Annotated in this window: 16 protein-coding genes and 1 tRNA gene; 7 read left to right on the top strand and 10 right to left on the bottom strand. The window is 67.2% G+C overall.

All coding sequences use genetic code 11. The annotated features are described in order from the left end of the window. The first annotated feature begins 8 nt into the window (after positions 1–8). Genes ER13_RS02675 through ER13_RS02660 form a run of 4 tightly spaced genes read left to right on the top strand, consistent with a single transcriptional unit; the run spans position 9 to position 1,675 of the window. Positions 9–824, top strand: a complete 816-nt coding sequence (locus ER13_RS02675; protein ID WP_008259687.1) for a ferredoxin--NADP reductase — start codon at positions 9–11, stop codon at positions 822–824. A 39-nt stretch (positions 825–863) separates the two neighbouring features. Beyond that, entirely contained in the window at positions 864–1,196 is a 333-nt protein-coding gene (locus ER13_RS02670) for a chorismate mutase (RefSeq protein ID WP_035306208.1), read from the top strand. A gap of 25 nt (positions 1,197–1,221) precedes the next feature. Next, positions 1,222–1,410 (top strand): antitoxin, encoded by a 189-nt coding sequence (locus tag ER13_RS02665; protein WP_035306205.1) that lies wholly within the window; start codon positions 1,222–1,224, stop codon positions 1,408–1,410. After that, positions 1,403–1,675 carry a type II toxin-antitoxin system RelE/ParE family toxin gene (locus tag ER13_RS02660; RefSeq protein ID WP_035306202.1) on the top strand — a complete coding sequence of 91 codons (273 nt, stop codon included), beginning with the start codon at positions 1,403–1,405 and terminating at the stop codon, positions 1,673–1,675. The genes ER13_RS02665 and ER13_RS02660 overlap by 8 nt, the downstream gene beginning before the upstream one ends. Here ER13_RS02660 and ER13_RS02655 read toward each other — a convergent pair. Beyond that, positions 1,672–2,025: an Hpt domain-containing protein gene (locus ER13_RS02655; RefSeq protein ID WP_035306200.1), complete on the bottom strand. Its 354-nt coding sequence runs from the start codon at positions 2,023–2,025 to the stop codon at positions 1,672–1,674. The two genes, ER13_RS02660 and ER13_RS02655, sit on opposite strands and share 4 nt — an antisense overlap. Then, a complete protein-coding gene (locus tag ER13_RS02650) occupies positions 2,025–3,437 on the bottom strand; it encodes an amino acid permease (RefSeq protein ID WP_035306198.1) in 1,413 nt (470 codons plus the stop codon). Before ER13_RS02650 ends, ER13_RS02655 begins: the two co-directional genes overlap by 1 nt. A 155-nt stretch (positions 3,438–3,592) precedes the next feature. On the opposite strand from ER13_RS02650, the gene ER13_RS02645 reads away from it, so the two are divergent. Next, positions 3,593–3,668 (top strand) — tRNA-Lys (locus ER13_RS02645). A 182-nt stretch (positions 3,669–3,850) separates the two neighbouring features. On the opposite strand, the gene ER13_RS02640 is transcribed toward ER13_RS02645, so the two are convergent. The 6 genes from ER13_RS02640 to ER13_RS02615 form a co-directional block, all read right to left on the bottom strand. Then, complete coding sequence (locus ER13_RS02640; RefSeq protein ID WP_035306196.1) at positions 3,851–4,498, bottom strand: hypothetical protein; 648 nt, start codon at positions 4,496–4,498, stop codon at positions 3,851–3,853. A 49-nt stretch (positions 4,499–4,547) separates the two neighbouring features. After that, on the bottom strand, positions 4,548–4,892 hold the full coding sequence (locus ER13_RS02635) for a hypothetical protein (protein WP_035306194.1): 345 nt from the start codon (positions 4,890–4,892) through the stop codon (positions 4,548–4,550). 322 nt (positions 4,893–5,214) lie between these two features. Next, positions 5,215–6,909, bottom strand: a complete 1,695-nt coding sequence (locus ER13_RS02630; RefSeq protein ID WP_035306191.1) for a cisplatin damage response ATP-dependent DNA ligase — start codon at positions 6,907–6,909, stop codon at positions 5,215–5,217. Between the two features lie 91 nt (positions 6,910–7,000). Further along, the gene (locus ER13_RS02625) at positions 7,001–7,513 is read right to left on the bottom strand and encodes an RcnB family protein (protein WP_008262246.1); all 513 of its coding nucleotides are present in this window, start codon (positions 7,511–7,513) and stop codon (positions 7,001–7,003) included. A 121-nt stretch (positions 7,514–7,634) separates the two neighbouring features. Beyond that, on the bottom strand, positions 7,635–9,452 hold the full coding sequence (locus ER13_RS02620; RefSeq protein ID WP_008263581.1) for a response regulator: 1,818 nt from the start codon (positions 9,450–9,452) through the stop codon (positions 7,635–7,637). 85 nt (positions 9,453–9,537) lie between these two features. Beyond that, positions 9,538–9,843 carry a BolA family transcriptional regulator gene (locus tag ER13_RS02615; protein ID WP_035306246.1) on the bottom strand — a complete coding sequence of 102 codons (306 nt, stop codon included), beginning with the start codon at positions 9,841–9,843 and terminating at the stop codon, positions 9,538–9,540. Positions 9,844–9,888: 45 nt separating this feature from the next. Here ER13_RS02615 and ER13_RS02610 point away from each other — a divergent pair, with 45 nt between their 5' ends. Beyond that, on the top strand, positions 9,889–10,557 hold the full coding sequence (locus tag ER13_RS02610; RefSeq protein WP_008261316.1) for a J domain-containing protein: 669 nt from the start codon (positions 9,889–9,891) through the stop codon (positions 10,555–10,557). 23 nt (positions 10,558–10,580) lie between these two features. Here the strand turns inward: ER13_RS02610 and ER13_RS02605 are convergent, their stop codons facing one another. Further along, complete coding sequence (locus tag ER13_RS02605; RefSeq protein WP_035306188.1) at positions 10,581–11,261, bottom strand: SDR family oxidoreductase; 681 nt, start codon at positions 11,259–11,261, stop codon at positions 10,581–10,583. 42 nt (positions 11,262–11,303) lie between these two features. Then, positions 11,304–12,473: an N-acetylmuramoyl-L-alanine amidase gene (locus tag ER13_RS02600; protein WP_008258855.1), complete on the bottom strand. Its 1,170-nt coding sequence runs from the start codon at positions 12,471–12,473 to the stop codon at positions 11,304–11,306. Positions 12,474–12,990: 517 nt separating this feature from the next. Between ER13_RS02600 and ER13_RS02595 the strand changes: the two genes are divergently transcribed. Next, on the top strand, positions 12,991–15,255 hold a 2,265-nt coding region (locus ER13_RS02595; RefSeq protein WP_035306244.1), incomplete at its 3' end, for a ribonuclease E/G.

The following is a 15,255-nucleotide window of genomic DNA, read 5'->3' as shown; positions in this document are numbered from 1 at the left end:
GGCGTACGATGACCGACGCCGCCCTCTCCCCCGCTCCCGTCAAAGCCAGCCCGTTCAACGAACTGGAGGTTCTGTGGGTCCGCCACTGGACCGACAGCCTGTTCAGCTTCGGCGTGAAACGGCCCGAGGACTTCCGCTTCCGTTCGGGCGAGTTCGTGATGATCGGCCTGCCGGGCGAAGACGGCGGCAAGCCGGTGCTGCGCGCCTATTCCATCGCCAGCCCCTGCTGGGCCGAGGAGCTGGAGTTCTTCTCGATCAAGGTCGCCGACGGTCCCCTGACCTCGCGGCTGCAGAAGATCGTGGCCGGGGACACAGTGCTGATGGGCAAGAAGCCCACCGGCACCCTGGTCCTGGACGCCCTGACCGGCGGCGAGCGGCTGTTCCTGATCGGCACGGGCACGGGCCTGGCCCCCTGGCTGAGCGTGGCGCGCGATCCGGAGACCTATTCCCGCTTCGGCCATGTCTATGTGATCCACACGGTGCGCAGCGTCGCCGACCTAGCTTACCGCGACTTCTTCACCCGCGAGATCCACGACGATCCCTTGATCGGCGACGAGGCCAGGGCGCAGCTGACCTATTATCCGACGGTCACGCGCGAGGAATTCGTGACCCCCGGCCGGATCACCGACCGCATCAAGTCGGGCGACTTCTTCCGCGACCTGGGCCTGCCCGAAGGCTTCGACCCCGCCCGCGACCGCGCCATGCTGTGCGGCTCAATGGCCATGATCAAGGAAGCGGGCGAACTGCTGGAGACCTATGGGCTCAAGGAAGGCTCCAACGCCGAGCCTGCCGACTATGTGCTGGAACGCGCCTTCGTCGGCTAGGGGTTGAAAAGTCCGCCCATCCCGGCGAAAGCCGGGGCCATGCACCACCCTGCCCTTGTCGCCGTCGACGCCCGCGTCGATCCCGCCGAATGCCAGTCGATGGCCGAGGTCCGCCAGGGCGTCGACGCCCTGGACCGCGCCCTGGTCGCCCTGCTGGCCGAACGCCAGCGCTATATGGAGGCGGCCGCCCGCATCAAGCCCGACCGCGACGCCGTCTTCGACCAGGCCCGCATCGACGACGTCGTGGCCAAGGTCCTGACCGCCGCCGAAGCCCACGACCTGGCGCCCGAGATCGCCGAACCGGTCTGGCGCCTGCTGATCGACCGCTGCATCGCCCACGAGTTCGCGGTCTACGACCGGACTCGGAGCTAACGCCTTACAGTGGTATTCTCCTGACATGGCGCATCAGGAACCTTCTATCTTCAGCCAGCCTGACCCCGAGGCGGACGCCCGATCCCTGGAAGAGGCGGAGGCCGATTTCGCGGCCGGTCGGGTCGTGCCTCATGAAGAGGTCTCGAAGTGGCTTCTGACCTGGGGCACGCCCGAGGAAGGACCGCCGCCCGCATCCTGGGGCCTGGATGACTAGGGTGATCTGGACGGTCCGGTCTCTTCGGAACCTCCGTTCGATCCAAGCCTATATTTCCGACTTTAACCCGCTGGCCAGTCAGCGGATTTCCAGGCGCCTGAAGACGGCGGGCGACAGTCTGTCCGAGTTTCCGGAGCGCGGCGCGCCGATCAGCGGCGGGCGTCGCCAGCTGACCCATATTCCGCCGTATCTGATCCGCTATCGCGTGGCGAACGACCTGGTCGTCATCCTCGACATTCGCCACGCCGCACAGGATTTGGACTAACCCCGCAACCCCCTCAGCATCAGCTCGTGCCGATAGGCGGCGACGTCGGCCAGGGCGGCGTCCAGCGCCGTCCGGACCCGGTCCAGCGCCGGCGCCGCCAAGGCCTGTTCCGAAGCTTCCGCCTCGGCGCAGATCGACGCCAGGTCGCCGGCCCCGATCCCTGCCGCCGCGCCCCGAATGGTGTGCACCCCGTCGCGCCAACCGTCGGCCTTGGGGTTCAGCAGAACGGACCAGAGGGCGGCCTGTTCGACGAACAGGCCCAGCACCTCTTCCGAAATCGACGCGTCGCCGCCGGTCATGCCCTCCAGGACGCTGAAGTCGACGGCGCCGGTCAGGTCGCGGCGCGCCATCAGGCGGCTTCTTCCTCGCCCTTGGCCAGACGCGAGTTCTTCGACGACCACAGCAGATAGATGGCCACGCCGATCAGGTTCCAGACGACGAAGCCCACCTGGGTGACGGGTTTCAGGCTCAGGAAGAAGACGATGCAGCCGATCACGCTGATCGCGCCGACCAGGGGCCACAGCGGCGCCTTGAACACCCGTTTGCGATTCGGCTCGCGAATCCGCAGCACGACCAGGCACACCCCCACCGAACAGAAGGCCGCCAGGGTGCCGGCGTTGGCCAGGGAGGCCAGTTCGTCCAGCGGCAGCAGGCCGGCCAGGATCGCCACCACCACAGCCGTAAAGACCGTCACCACCGCCGGCACGCCGCGCGCCGACACCTTGGCCAGGCGGCGCGGCAGCAGGCCGTCGCGCGCCATGCCCAGGAAGATGCGGCTCTGGCCGAACAGGAAGGCCAGCAGCACGGTCGGAAGCGCGATCACCGCCGCCGCCGCGATCCACTGGGCCGCCGTCCCCTGCCCCATCTGGCGCAGGATCAGGGCCAGGGGCTCGGGGCTGTCGGCGAAGTCCGCCACCGGCCGGGCGCCGATGGCCGCAGCCGCCACCACCAGATACAGGGCCGTGCAGATCAACATGGAGCCGACGATGCCGATGGCCAGGTCGCGCTCGGGCTTCTTGGTCTCCTCGGCCGCCGTCGAAATGGCGTCGAACCCATAGAAGGCGAAGAAGATGATGGCCGCCGCCGCCATCACCCCGGTCTGGACGAAGGGGGCGCCGAAGCCATTGGGCATGAAGGGGGTGAAGTTCTCGGGCTTGAAGGCCGGCAGGGCGATGGCGACGAAGACCACCAGGGCGGCGATCTTGATCACCACCAGCACGGCGTTCAGCGTCGCGCTCTCCTTGGTGCCCAGCAGCAGCAGGCCCGTCACCACCCCGATGATGGCCACGGCCGGCAGGTTGATGATCCCGCCGGCGTGGGGCCCGGCGACCAGGGCGGCCGGCAGATCGACGCCCAGACCGCTGAGGAAGCCGACGGCGTAACCGGACCAGCCCACCGCCACGGCGCTGACCACCAGCGAATATTCCAGGATCAGGCTCCAGCCCACGACCCAGGCGATCATCTCGCCCAGGACGGCGTAGGAATAGGTATAGGCGCTGCCCGCCGCCGGCATCATGGTCGACAGTTCGGCATAGGCCAGGGCGGCGCAGGCGCAGACCAGGCCGGCCAGACCGAAGCTGATCAGCACCGCCGGCCCCGCCAGCCCCGCTCCGACCCCGATCAGGGTCAGAATGCCGGTGCCGACGATGGCACCCACGCCCAGGGCCAGCAGGTGCGGCCAGCTGAGCGTCGGTTTCAGCCGCGGTCCGTCGTGCGGCGCCGTCATGACGTCGATCGAACGACGCCGGTTCCAGAAGGCCATGATGCTTGCTCCCCCGCCGCCCCACGCGACCGATTCCGTGCGGACCATGCCCGTCAAAGAAAGTTTGCGAAAGCGCTTGCCAACCCCCCAAGGGCTGGGTAGTAGGAGCGCCCTTCGGCAAGGCCTCTCGCCCCCGAAGATGAAGACGACCGGTCGGGTGATTAGCTCAGTTGGTAGAGCAGCTGACTCTTAATCAGCGGGTCGTAGGTTCGAACCCTACATCACCCACCATCGTCTTTCCCTTCAGAAATCAGAAAATTCAGCCGTTCTCCGGAACGAGACGGCTGTCGAACCGACTGCGAAATCACGGTTCCGCGGCGTCGCTGGGTTGAGAGTCAGCAACTCGCATTTCGCCCTGAACCGTCTTCGCCCGCCAGCGTCTTGGCTGGCGGGCGTCGCATCCGGCCTCCCCCCTAGCGGTAGAGGGCCCGCTCTCGCGAGATGTCTTCACTGCTGTAGGGTTGAGCATCGCTGTCGAACCGGCTCCAACCGGAGGCGCGATAGGCTTCGCCCCGCGACACGGCGTCAAAGCCCTGGCGGCCGTTCAGGATGGCCTCGACCCGGCTTTCATCGTCACCGTCTGACTTGACGCTGACCAGGGTTCCGCCGCGCCGGACCCCTTCGGCGTAGACATTGGCGTCTTCGTCCGAGTGGCCGGCCTCCTTCAGGGCGCCGAGCAGGCCGCCTGTAGCGCCCCCGGCCGCCGCGCCTATGGCGGCGCCGACCGCCGTCGAGGCGAGCCAGCCTGCCGCCACGACCGGCCCAAGCCCGGGGATGGCCAACATTCCCAGACCGGCCAGGAGACCGGCCCCGGCCCCGGCCAGGCCGCCGGTCGCCGCGCCCGTGCCGGCTCCGTCGGCGACATCATTCTCTCCGTCGCCGTTGCGGTCGCCGAGCGGGCCCGCGCCGTCCTTGTGGGGATGCGAATGGCCGGCGTGCCAGTTGTCGGCGTTGTTGGACACGATGCTGATGTCGTCAGGCTTGAAGCCGGCGGCTTCCAGGTCTGACACGGCCTGCAGGGCCTGGGTGTGGCTGTCGAAGAGACGGGTGACGGTCGCCATTGGGCGCTCCTGAATCTGATGGTTTGAAAATCTGGGAAGACGCGCGCGCCTATTGCGCGGTGACGACGCCCTTGTAGTCGACCGAGACGGTGGCTTGAGCGCCGTCCTTCATGGCCGTGGCGGACCAGACGCCGTTCTCGTTTTGCATCAGCGGTCCGACGTCCGTGTAGCCTTGCTTCTCGATCGCTTCCCGGGCCTGGCCTTCGGTGAAGGAATTGGCGCCGGGCGTCAGCGCCGTGGTCTGGGTGGTGTCGTCCATATCCACCGCAGGATTGCGGGGCGTTTCCGACGTGGAGACCGCCGGACCTTCGACCGGTCGGGTCGTCTCGGCATTGTCGCCGCAAGCGGCCAGCAGAGCGCTGGCGGCGACGAGCGCGAAGATGGGCTTGATCATGATGCGTGTCCTTTCGAGATACAGATTTGAAGTGGCCGCCGCCTCAAATCGTTCCGAAAGAAACGCCAATTAGGGCCATCATCCGCGCAATAGAGTCGTAACGACCGCCTGCACTACGACAACGGCGGCGGCCTTTACTGCAACGCTTTGCAATTGGCTGATCGCTCGGCAGATATGAGTAAATCATCTGGTTCAACGCTACTGAAGCCAGACGCACTCGACCTATTTCCAGGCCGAAGTCTTTACGCCGGAAGGCCCCGTTCGGCGAGGGCTTGCCCCGACCCGGTCAAAGCCGCGTCGCGGTCTCACCCGCGGCAAGGCGCTAGACCTTGGCGATGCGCCCCCCTCCGGTCTCTATCGCATCCAGCAAGTCCATGACGGCGTCGAGGGTGTCCGCCTCGCGTGCGGGCTTGTCCCAGCGGATGCGGCTGACGCGGGGAAAACGCATCGCCACGCCCGACTTGTGCCGGGTCGAACGCTGAAGCCCCTCGAAGGCGATCTCCAGCACCAGGCCGAAATCCCGCTCGGCCCGCACCGACCGCACCGGGCCGAACCGGTCCACCGTGTGGTCGCGCACGAACTTGTCGAGCTGTTTCAGTTCTTCGTCGGTGAAGCCGAAATAGGCCTTGCCCACGGGGGTCAGCGCCCCCTCCTCCGTCCAGACCCCGAAGGTATAGTCGGAATAGAAGCTGGACCGTTTGCCGTGCCCGCGCTGGGCGTACATCAGGACGGCGTCGATGACGTGAGGATCCCGCTTCCACTTGAACCACGGCCCCTTGGGGCGGCCCGCCACATAGGGGCTGTCCCACCGCTTGAGCATCAGCCCCTCGGCCGCCGCCCCGACCGGCGGATCGGCCCGCAGCCGGGCCAGGCTGTCCCAGTCCGCATACTCGACCAGGGGCGACAGATGCAGCCGCCCGCCCCCATGGCCCTGGACCAGGGTCTCCAGTCGCGCCCGCCGCTCACGCAGCGACAGGCTTCGCAGATCCGTCGCGCCGTCCGCCAGCAGATCATAGGCGACCACCGCCGCCGGAAAGGCCGCCATGGTCTTGGCGTCCACCGTCTTGCGGTTCAGCCGTTGCTGCAGGTCGCCGAAGGGGGCGATGGCGCTGTCGCGCCAGACCACCAGTTCGCCGTCCAGCGCGCCCTCGAACGCCAGGGCCTCCATCACATCGGGGAAGGCGCCTGAAATCTCGTCCCCGGTGCGGGACCACAGTTTGCGGACCGCGCCCTCGACCACCGCCTGAACCCGGATGCCGTCCCACTTCCATTCGGCGGCGTAGTCGGCCGGGTCCATCTTGGGAAAATCGACCGCCTCGTCGACAGCGACAGCCAGCATCACCGGGCGGAACCGCCCTGGCGCATCCGGGCTGGGCCGTTCGGCCCGTCCCTCCAGCCAGGCGAACAGATCGCCATAGGGGGGCGGGACCGCGTGCCAGACCTCCTCGATGGCCGAGACGTCCACCGGCTCAAGCGGCGTAATCGTCTCCGCCCCGTCCGGTGAAGGAGGCGTCAGACGCGTCTCGGGCCGCATCATCGCCGCCGCCGTCTTGGCCAGCCGGCCCGACAGCCCAACCCGCAACCCGCCGGTCATCAGCTTCAACAAGGCCCAGCGTCCCTTGGGCTCCAGGGCGTCCAGCCAGCCCTCCAGCAGGCCCTTGACCTCGGCGCGGGTCGCGGTCCGCAACCCCTCGATCACCTCGCCCAGTTCGGGCTCGCGATTGGGCCGGCGGTCGGACGGCGCCGGCCAGATCAGGGCGACCGTCTCGGCCAGGTCGCCGACATAGTCATAGGACCAGCCGAACAGCACCCCGTCCACCCGCGCCTCGACCGCCTTGCGGATCATGGCGGGCTTGGCCGCATCGAAGGTCAGGTCGCCGGTCAGGGCCGCCAGGGCCCAGCCCCGATCCGGATCGGGCGTCGTCTTCAGATAGTCCCGCACCAGCACCAGCTTGGCGTTCCGCGAGGCGGTCAGCGACAGGCGGTCCAGAAGTTCGGCGAAGGCGCGCATGGGCATCCATATGGGGCGCTCGAGACGTCGCCGTCAGCCCAGAACGAAAAACGCCCCGGAGGTTTCCCTCCGGGGCGCAGATCGGATCACGCGATGATCAGTTGAACAGTCCGGCGATGACGGCGGTGATCAGACCGCCCGCGACCGCCGCCAGCACCACGTCATTGCCGCTCCGGACATACTGATAGCCGCGCGGCGGCGCGCGCAGGCCGTAGCGGCCGTAGTCGTTCACCACATAACCGTTGCTGCGGTAATAGGACGGCATGCGCTGGCCATAGCTCCAGGTGCGAACCGCATAGCCGCGCGGGGCGACATAGCGCGGCGCATGATAGCGACGCTGGGCCTGCTGCCAGCGGCCGTACTGCCGTTGATCCTGGCGATACTCCTGGCGATCCTGACGCTGGTCCCGACGGAAGTCGCGGCGATCATCCCGGCGGTCGTGGCGGTCATCGCGTCTTTCGTCACGCCCGTCATGGCGATTGTGCTGGCGGTTGTCCTGGCGCTGTTCGTAGCGGCGGTCGTCACGAGACTGGGCCGAGGCGGCTCCGGCGGCGCCCACGGCGGTGGCGGCCAGGACCGCGGCCATCGTGGCGGTGAGAATCTTCTTCATGGGATGTCTCCATCTGCGGCCGAACCATTCGACTGCCCACACTATGGAGACCGGCGGCTGAGGCGGGTCTGAACCGGCGCGGTCGCCTGCCGTTCAGACCAGGACCGCCTTTCAGCCTCAATCAGGCGGCGACCGACTGTTCCGCAGGCGACATGGCGCGGCCCACGGCCTCGCGTCCGCCCGGAACACGGCTCATCATCTCGGCCAGGGCCCCGAAATCGATGGGTTTGGTCAGATAGGCGTCCGCGCCCGCGTCCAGGCCGGCCTGATGATCTTCACTGCGCGCCGAGGCGGACAGCACGACGATGGGCGTGTCGGCGTTGAGCCCCTGGCCTTCGCGGATCCTGCGGGTGGCGGTCAGGCCGTCCATCACCGGCATGTTGACGTCCATGATGATCAGGTCGAACTGCTGCTCGCTCGCCGCCTCCAGGGACAGTTGCCCGTTCTCGGCCGTGGCGGTGACATGCGAGGCCGTGCTCATCCAGGCCTCCAGAATCATGCGGTTCACCGGATGGTCCTCGACCACCAGCACCCGCAGGCTTTCACAGCATTCTATCTCGGTCTCGACCCGTTCGATCGAGACACGGCGGCTCCATTCCACCACCTCGGCTTCGACGGTCAGGGTGAAGCTCGACCCGCGGCCCACGGAGGAATCGACGCTGATGTCGCCGCCCATGATGTTGGCCATGCGTCGCGCGATGGTCAGCCCCAGGCCCGTGCCGCCGAACCGGCGCGTCGAGGAGGCGTCCACCTGGGTGAAGGGCTGGAACAACCGCTCGAGATCGGTCGGAGAAATGCCGGCTCCGCTGTCGGTGACGCAGAACTCGAACCCGACCCTGCGGTCGGAAATACGTCGGCCGCGCACGACATAGCGGATTTCGCCGACGTCGGTGAACTTGACCGCGTTCGAGAGCAGGTTCTGCACGACCTGGCAGACCCGTAGCGGATCCCCGCGCACCACGGCCGGAATGTCCCCTTCCAGTTCGGACACGAAGGTCAGCCCCTTGGCCTCGGCCTGGGCCTCGAAGGGTCCGGAAATCCGGCGCTGCAGGTCATCGACGACGACATCGACGACTTCGAAGGTCATCTTTCCCGCCTCGATCTTGGTCATGTCGAGGATGTCGTTCAGCAGGGACAGAAGATTGTCCCCGGAATTGCGGATGATCGACAGATATTCGCGCTGGGCCCCTTCAAGTCGCGTCGCACTGAGCAGCTGGGCCGCCCCGAGGACGCCGTTCATCGGCGTGCGAAGCTCGTGCGAGATGACGCCCAGGAAGTTCGACTTGGCGTCGTTGGCGGCGTCCGCCTTGTCGCGTGCAGCCTCCAGCTCCTCGATCAGATGGGCCTGATGCGCCTGGAAGGCGTCGATCCGACGCTCGCGCAGCATGGTCATGGTGACCAGGACGAACAGACAGGCCATGGTGAACGGCAGGACGGCCAACATCGACCAGAACTGCGGCGTCCCCCACAGGCTGAACAGGATAATACAGGCGGCGACGCCATAGGGCGAAGAGATGATGACGGCCTGCCGCGGCGAATTGCGCAACTGGGCGAAGACCAGCACATAGCCCGAAATGATCAGGGCGACGGCCAGGGTCTGACCGAACGCCGAATTCGAGAACCAGGCCATCAGCGGCGCAGCGGCCCATGCGGCGGTGGTGACGGTCGCCACGGCGGGGAAAACCATGCCCCAACCGACATCGACGCGGTGGCTGAGCTTGTGTTCGACGACGCCGCGGATGGAACCGGCCGCCAAAGTGACCACGAACCATATCATGGCCTGCCACCAAGCCACCGTGCCCAGCAGACCCAGGGCCCAGCTGGCGATGATCAGGTACCGCAGATATTGGGTCTGCAGGATGGCCGTCAGGGCCTGAGCAGGATCGCCCGCGCGCCGGTCGCCCGCAAAGGCCTTCGCGACGCCGTCAGATTCCACCATGTTCCAGCCGTCCCCACGTTCTGTTTGGTCGCGTGACGCTAGGACGAAGGTTCTAAGACGGAGTGAACGCTGGTTTTCTTCGCAATCAGGCGCTGTGGGAATCTTCGACGGGGGTGAGAGCCCGGATCGACAGGGCGTGAATCGGGCCCGACAGCTCCTGTTTCAGCACCCCGTTGACCGTCCTCTGCCGCTCCAGCCGCGACTGTCCTTCGAACGCCGCAGAAACGACCACCAGATTGAAGTGGCTTTCGCCGCCGGGCTTTGCGTCCATGCCGCCTTCGTGGTGGTGGCCGGCGTGCCGTCCGCTGTCGTCTTCGATCTCCAGCCGTTGCGGCGAAAGCGCGGCGTTCAGTTTTTCACGGATAATCGTCGCCACAGGGCCGTCTGACATGATCGTTTCCTTGAAGAGGTCCAATTCCACACTACACTTCGGGCGATGTCCGCTTCCTTTCAATACAAGCCGCGCTTCACCGACATTCGGGTCAAGCCGCCGAAGCCCGAGGAGGAAGCCGCCAAGGCGGACGTCCTGCACCTGAAGCCGGGCGAAAAACCGTGCCAATGGCCCGACTGCCGCAAGGCCGCGACCGCCAGGGCGCCCAAGTCGCGCGAGCGGCTGAACGACTTCTACGAGTTCTGCCAGGGGCATGCGGGCGAATACAACAAGGGCTGGAACTTCTACGCCGGAATGAGCGAAGGCCAGGTCCGCGCCGTCCAGGAGAACGAGGCCATGACCGGCGGTCGTCCGACCTGGGAGATGAAGGCCGGCAAGTTCACGCGCGAGGCCGCCGCCTTCTCCGCCAAGATGGGCACAGCGAACAACACCGGCGCCGGCTCCTGGCGTGACAGTTTCGGCCTGTTCGGCCGTCGCGGCGACCAGGCCCCGCAGTCCCCGACCGAGGACCGCCGAATCGGCAAGCTGGAACGCGCCGCCCTGGCCGATCTGGATCTCGATCCCGGCGCCGAGAAGGCCAAGATCAAGTCTCAGTACCACGACCTTCTGAAACGCTTCCATCCGGACACCAACGGCGGCGACCGCGGCGCCGAGGCCAAGCTGCAACGCGTCATCAAGGCCTGGAAGACACTGAAAAAGGCGGGCTTGGCCTAAACCAGGCTGGCGGATCCGCGCCTTCAGTCGGCGTAGATCATCTTGCGGGTCATGCCGCCGTCCACCGTCAGCACCTGTCCGGTGACGAATCCGGCCTCGACGAGATAGAGGACGGCCTCGGCGATGTCCTCGGCGCGTCCGACACGCCCCACGGGATGCTGGGCGTGATCGCTTTCACTCAGACCTTCCGGCGCGGCGATCCAGCCCGGCGCGATCGCATTGACCCTGATCTTCGGCCCCAGACTGATCGCCATCGCATGGGTCAGGGCGGACAGCGCGCCCTTGGCCGCAGCATAGGCCTCGGTCTGGGGCTCAGACATGATCGCCCGGGTCGAGGTCATGTGAATGATGCTGGCCCCTTCCCGCAGCATCGGGATGGCGGCGCGAGACATCAGGAAGGCGCCCGTCAGGTGGCTGTCCACCGTCCGGCGCCAGGCCTCCAGCGACAGGTCGGCCAGGGGGCCGTTGGTCGGATCAGCGACGCCGGCGTTGCTGACCAGAAGATCCAGCTCCGACCATCCCAGTTCGACAAAGGCCGCCGCGACCGAGGCTTCGTCGCCGACGTCGCAGAGAACCGACCGCGCGCCGGACGAGGCGGGCTTGAGGTCAAAGGCGGCGACCTCCCAGCCCCGATCCGTCAGGGCCTGACAAAGTCCGGCGCCGATCAGGCCTGCGCCCCCGGTGATGATCGCTCTCTTTTTCATAGTCACGCAAACCGCTGAGCCGAAGCCTGGTTGCAGCCGAAGTCAGGGCTGCCCGGCTCCATCAGTCGACGCCGTCATCAACGGGGCCGTCGGCTCCCGGAAATAGCGGTCGATGCCGTCCGCGACCGACTTCATCAAACGGCGACGCGCGCGTTCGTCGGTCAGCAGACGCTCGTCCTCGGGATTGGTGATGAAGCCCATCTCCAGCAGCACGGCCGGCACATCGGGCGCCAGCAGCACGGCCAGGCCGGCGTCACGGTGGCTGCGGCGCAGCAGCGGATGGTCGGAGCCTTCCAGATGGGTCAGCAGGACGCGGGCGAACTGGGCCGAACGGTTCTGGGTGGCGCGCTGGGTCATGTCCAGCAGGATACGGTCCACCGACGGGTCCCGCCCCGGCAGGTGCAGTTCGCGGTGCCAATTGTCGGTCCGCGTGAACTCGCGCACGGCCCGTCCGGCGCCCTGTTCCGACAGGGTATAGACGCTGGCGCCGCGCAGGGCCGGATCGGACCCGGCGTCGGCGTGCAGCGAGATGAACAGATCGGCGTCCGACTGGCGGGCGATGGAAACGCGGCGATACAGATCGACATAGGTGTCATCGGCCCGCGTCAGGCGAACCCGATAGCGGCCGGTGCGCTCCAGCTCGGTCTTTAGAACCAGGGCGGCGGCCAGGGTGACCTGTTTCTCACGGGTCAGGGCTCCGCTGGCGCCCGGGTCCTTGCCGCCGTGCCCCGCGTCGATGACGATCAGCGGGCGTTCGGCGCGACGCGGCGCCGGCGTCGTCCGCGGCGCGGGTCGTGACGCGGCTATAGCTCCACCGACAGCCTTCAGATCGACGACATAGCGATAATGGGCCACCCCGTCGCCGGGGGGCAGCAGAAAGCGGCGCTCGATCTCGCTGCCGCGCGCCAGCTCCAGCTCAATCCGTGACGCCCCGCCCGAGGCGCTGACCTGATAGGAGCGGACCAGGCCCGAACCGCCGCCGTTCAGGCCGCGGCCGGGCGCGACGCCGTTCAGGGCCAGGGTGACCCGGCCCGCGGCGCCTGTATCGATGACGCGCCCCTGTGTCGACTTGTCCAGATCGATGACCACGCGGGTCCGGTCGCCGTCCGCACCGAAGCGCACGCCCAGGACATCCCCCTGGGCACCCCAGGCGAAACCCCGCGTCGAAAACAGGGCGACCGTGCAGATGACGACGAAGGCCAAGGCGGTCATCGCCCATTCCCTCGCGCCCCAGCGCTCTACACCTGTCAAAACACGACCGCCCATAACGACGTCGAACCCAATCCTACTGGAACCTGGTCGCCATGATGCCAGATGCTCGTATTCAGGGGGTTAAGGCCGAACACCTTTTAATTCGCGTCCGGCGTGACTATGATGTGACTGCTCGCGAACCGATCGCGCCTTCTTCGCCTCAGCGGAACCCGGCGCGCCCTCCTCGCGGCGCTGACTTTTCACCAATCCGAGAACCGCGCCGGCGTCGCCGGTGGTTCGAAGAGCGGACCAGTGTCGCGGCCTTACCCGTTCCAACGGATTGGCGCGCACGGTTCAGGACCGACGACCTCCATGGGCCTTTCCGCCTGCGTCCCCCTACGGCTTGACCAAGCCCGCTTCGCCGTTTTCGGCGAGGGGATTTCGCGCGCCCCGGCCCCTCCCCCCATTCGGCGAGCCGCCGTGACCCTGTCCAGAGTTCTGGAAGGGCCGGCCCGTGCGCGCCAGAGAGAGACTTTCCATGTCAAAGACAATGCTGATCGACGCGGCCCACCCGGAGGAAACCCGGGTCGCCATCGTGGACGGACGCCAGATTGAGGAATTCGATTTCGAATCCCGTGCGAAGCGCCAGCTTCGCGGCAACATCTACCTGGCCAAGGTCACCCGCGTAGAGCCCAGCCTGCAGGCTGCGTTCATTGAATACGGCGGCAACCGCCACGGCTTCCTGGCCTTCAACGAAATCCACCCGGACTACTACCAGATTCCGGTCGCCGACCGCGAAGCCATCATGGCCGAAGCGCATGACGACGACGATGACGACGATCTGGGCCGCGAATCCGACGACGACGCCGATCCCGAAGCCGCCCTGGCCGACGAGGAGCGGCTGAAGCGCCGCCTGATGCGCCGCTACAAGATCCAGGACGTCATCAAGCGCCGCCAGATCCTGCTGGTCCAGGTCGTCAAGGACGAGCGTGGCGCCAAGGGCGCGGCCCTGACCACCTGGCTGTCGCTGGCCGGCCGCTACTGCGTCCTGATGCCCAATACGGGCAAGGGCGGCGGCATCAGCCGCAAGATCACCAACACCTCCGACCGTCGCCGCCTGAAGAGCGCCGTCTCGGCCCTGGAAGTGCCCAAGGGCATGGGCCTGATCATCCGCACGGCCGGCGCCAAGCGCACCAAGGCCGAAATCAAGCGCGATTATCAATATCTGCTGCGGCTGTGGGAGACGATCCGCGAGACCACCCTCGCCTCCCACGCCCCCTCGGTCATCTACGAGGAAGAAAACCTGGTCCGCCGCGCCGTGCGCGACATGTTCGACAAGGATTTCGACGGCATCCAGGTGGAGGGCGTCGAGGGCTTCAAGGAGGCGCGCGACTTCATGCGCGTGCTGATGCCGTCGCAGGCCAAGAAGGTTCACCTGTATCGCGGCTCGCGCCCCCTGTTCGCGGCCAACGGCATCGAAGAACTGCTGACCCAGATCCACCAGCCGGTCGTGCCGCTGAAGTCCGGCGGCTATCTGGTCATCAACCAGACCGAGGCCCTGGTGGCCATTGACGTCAACTCGGGCCGCGCCACCAAGGAACGCAACGTCGAACAGACGGCGTTCAAGACCAATATGGAAGCGGCGGAAGAAGCGGCCCGCCAGCTGCGCCTGCGCGACCTCGCCGGCCTGGTCGTGATCGACTTCATCGACATGGATGAGGGCAAGAACAACCGCACGGTCGAGCGCGTGCTGAAGGACGCCCTGTCGTCCGACCGCGCCCGCATCCAGATGGGCCGCATCTCGCCCTTCGGCCTGATGGAGATCAGCCGCCAGCGCCGTCGCCTGGGCGTGATCGAGGGCGCGACCGAGGCCTGCCCGCACTGCCAGGGCACCGGCCGCATCCGCTCCGCCGAATCCGCAGCCCTGATGACGCTGCGCGCGGTCGATATCGAGGCCGGCAAGAACGGCGCGGGCGTCGTGGTGCTGAAGGTCTGCACCGCCGTCGGCCTGTACATCCTGAACCACAAGCGCGCCTATCTGCAGTCGCTGCTGGAGCGGCGCGGCCTGAACGTCATCGTCCAGATCGACGACAGCCTGGGCCAGGGCGAGCACAATATCGAACGGACCGAGACGAACGAGGACTTCGTCGCGCCCGAGATCGAGATGCCCAACCTCGACGACGACTTCGACGCCTCGCTGTACGAAGACGAGGATGAGGACGACGACGAGGAAATCGTCGGCGACGACGAGGACGAGGAAGACGTCGAGGCGCTGGACCGCGAGGACAGCGACGACGACGAGCCGCGCGAACGCGCTGAACGCGCCGAGTCCGGCGGTCGTGACCGGGGTCGGGGCCGCAACCGCCGCCGTCGCGGCGGTCGTCGGGACGAAGAGACCGCCGAGGTCTCCGACACCTCAGAAGCCGCTGATACGCTGAACATCGACGACGCCTCGGACGACGAAGAGGACGAGAACGGCCGTCGCCGTCGCCGGGGTCGCCGTGGCGGCCGCCGCGTCCGCGAGGACGGCGAGCGTGACGTCTACACCTGGGTCCGCGGCCGCACCCCGTCGCTGGACGATCCTTATGTCTGGTTCGACCCGCTGAACCCTGGCCGTCCCGAGGCGCGCGCCGAACGTCCGGATCGCGCCGAGCGTCCCCAGGCCGCACAGGCCGAGGTCGAAGGTCTGGACGCCGTGGCGTCAGAGGGCTCGGGCGAGGAAGGCGGCCGTTCGCGTCGCCGTCGTCGTCGTGGCCGGGGTCGGGGCGGCGACGCCATCGGCCAGGAGATCAAGGTCGAGAAC

The sequence above is a fragment of the Brevundimonas sp. EAKA genome (assembly GCF_000698025.1).
GTDB classification, from domain to species: Bacteria; Pseudomonadota; Alphaproteobacteria; order Caulobacterales; family Caulobacteraceae; genus Brevundimonas; species Brevundimonas mediterranea_A.
The sequence above is the reverse complement of the archived record's forward strand: the minus strand, read 5'-3'. Positions and strand labels throughout refer to the sequence as shown.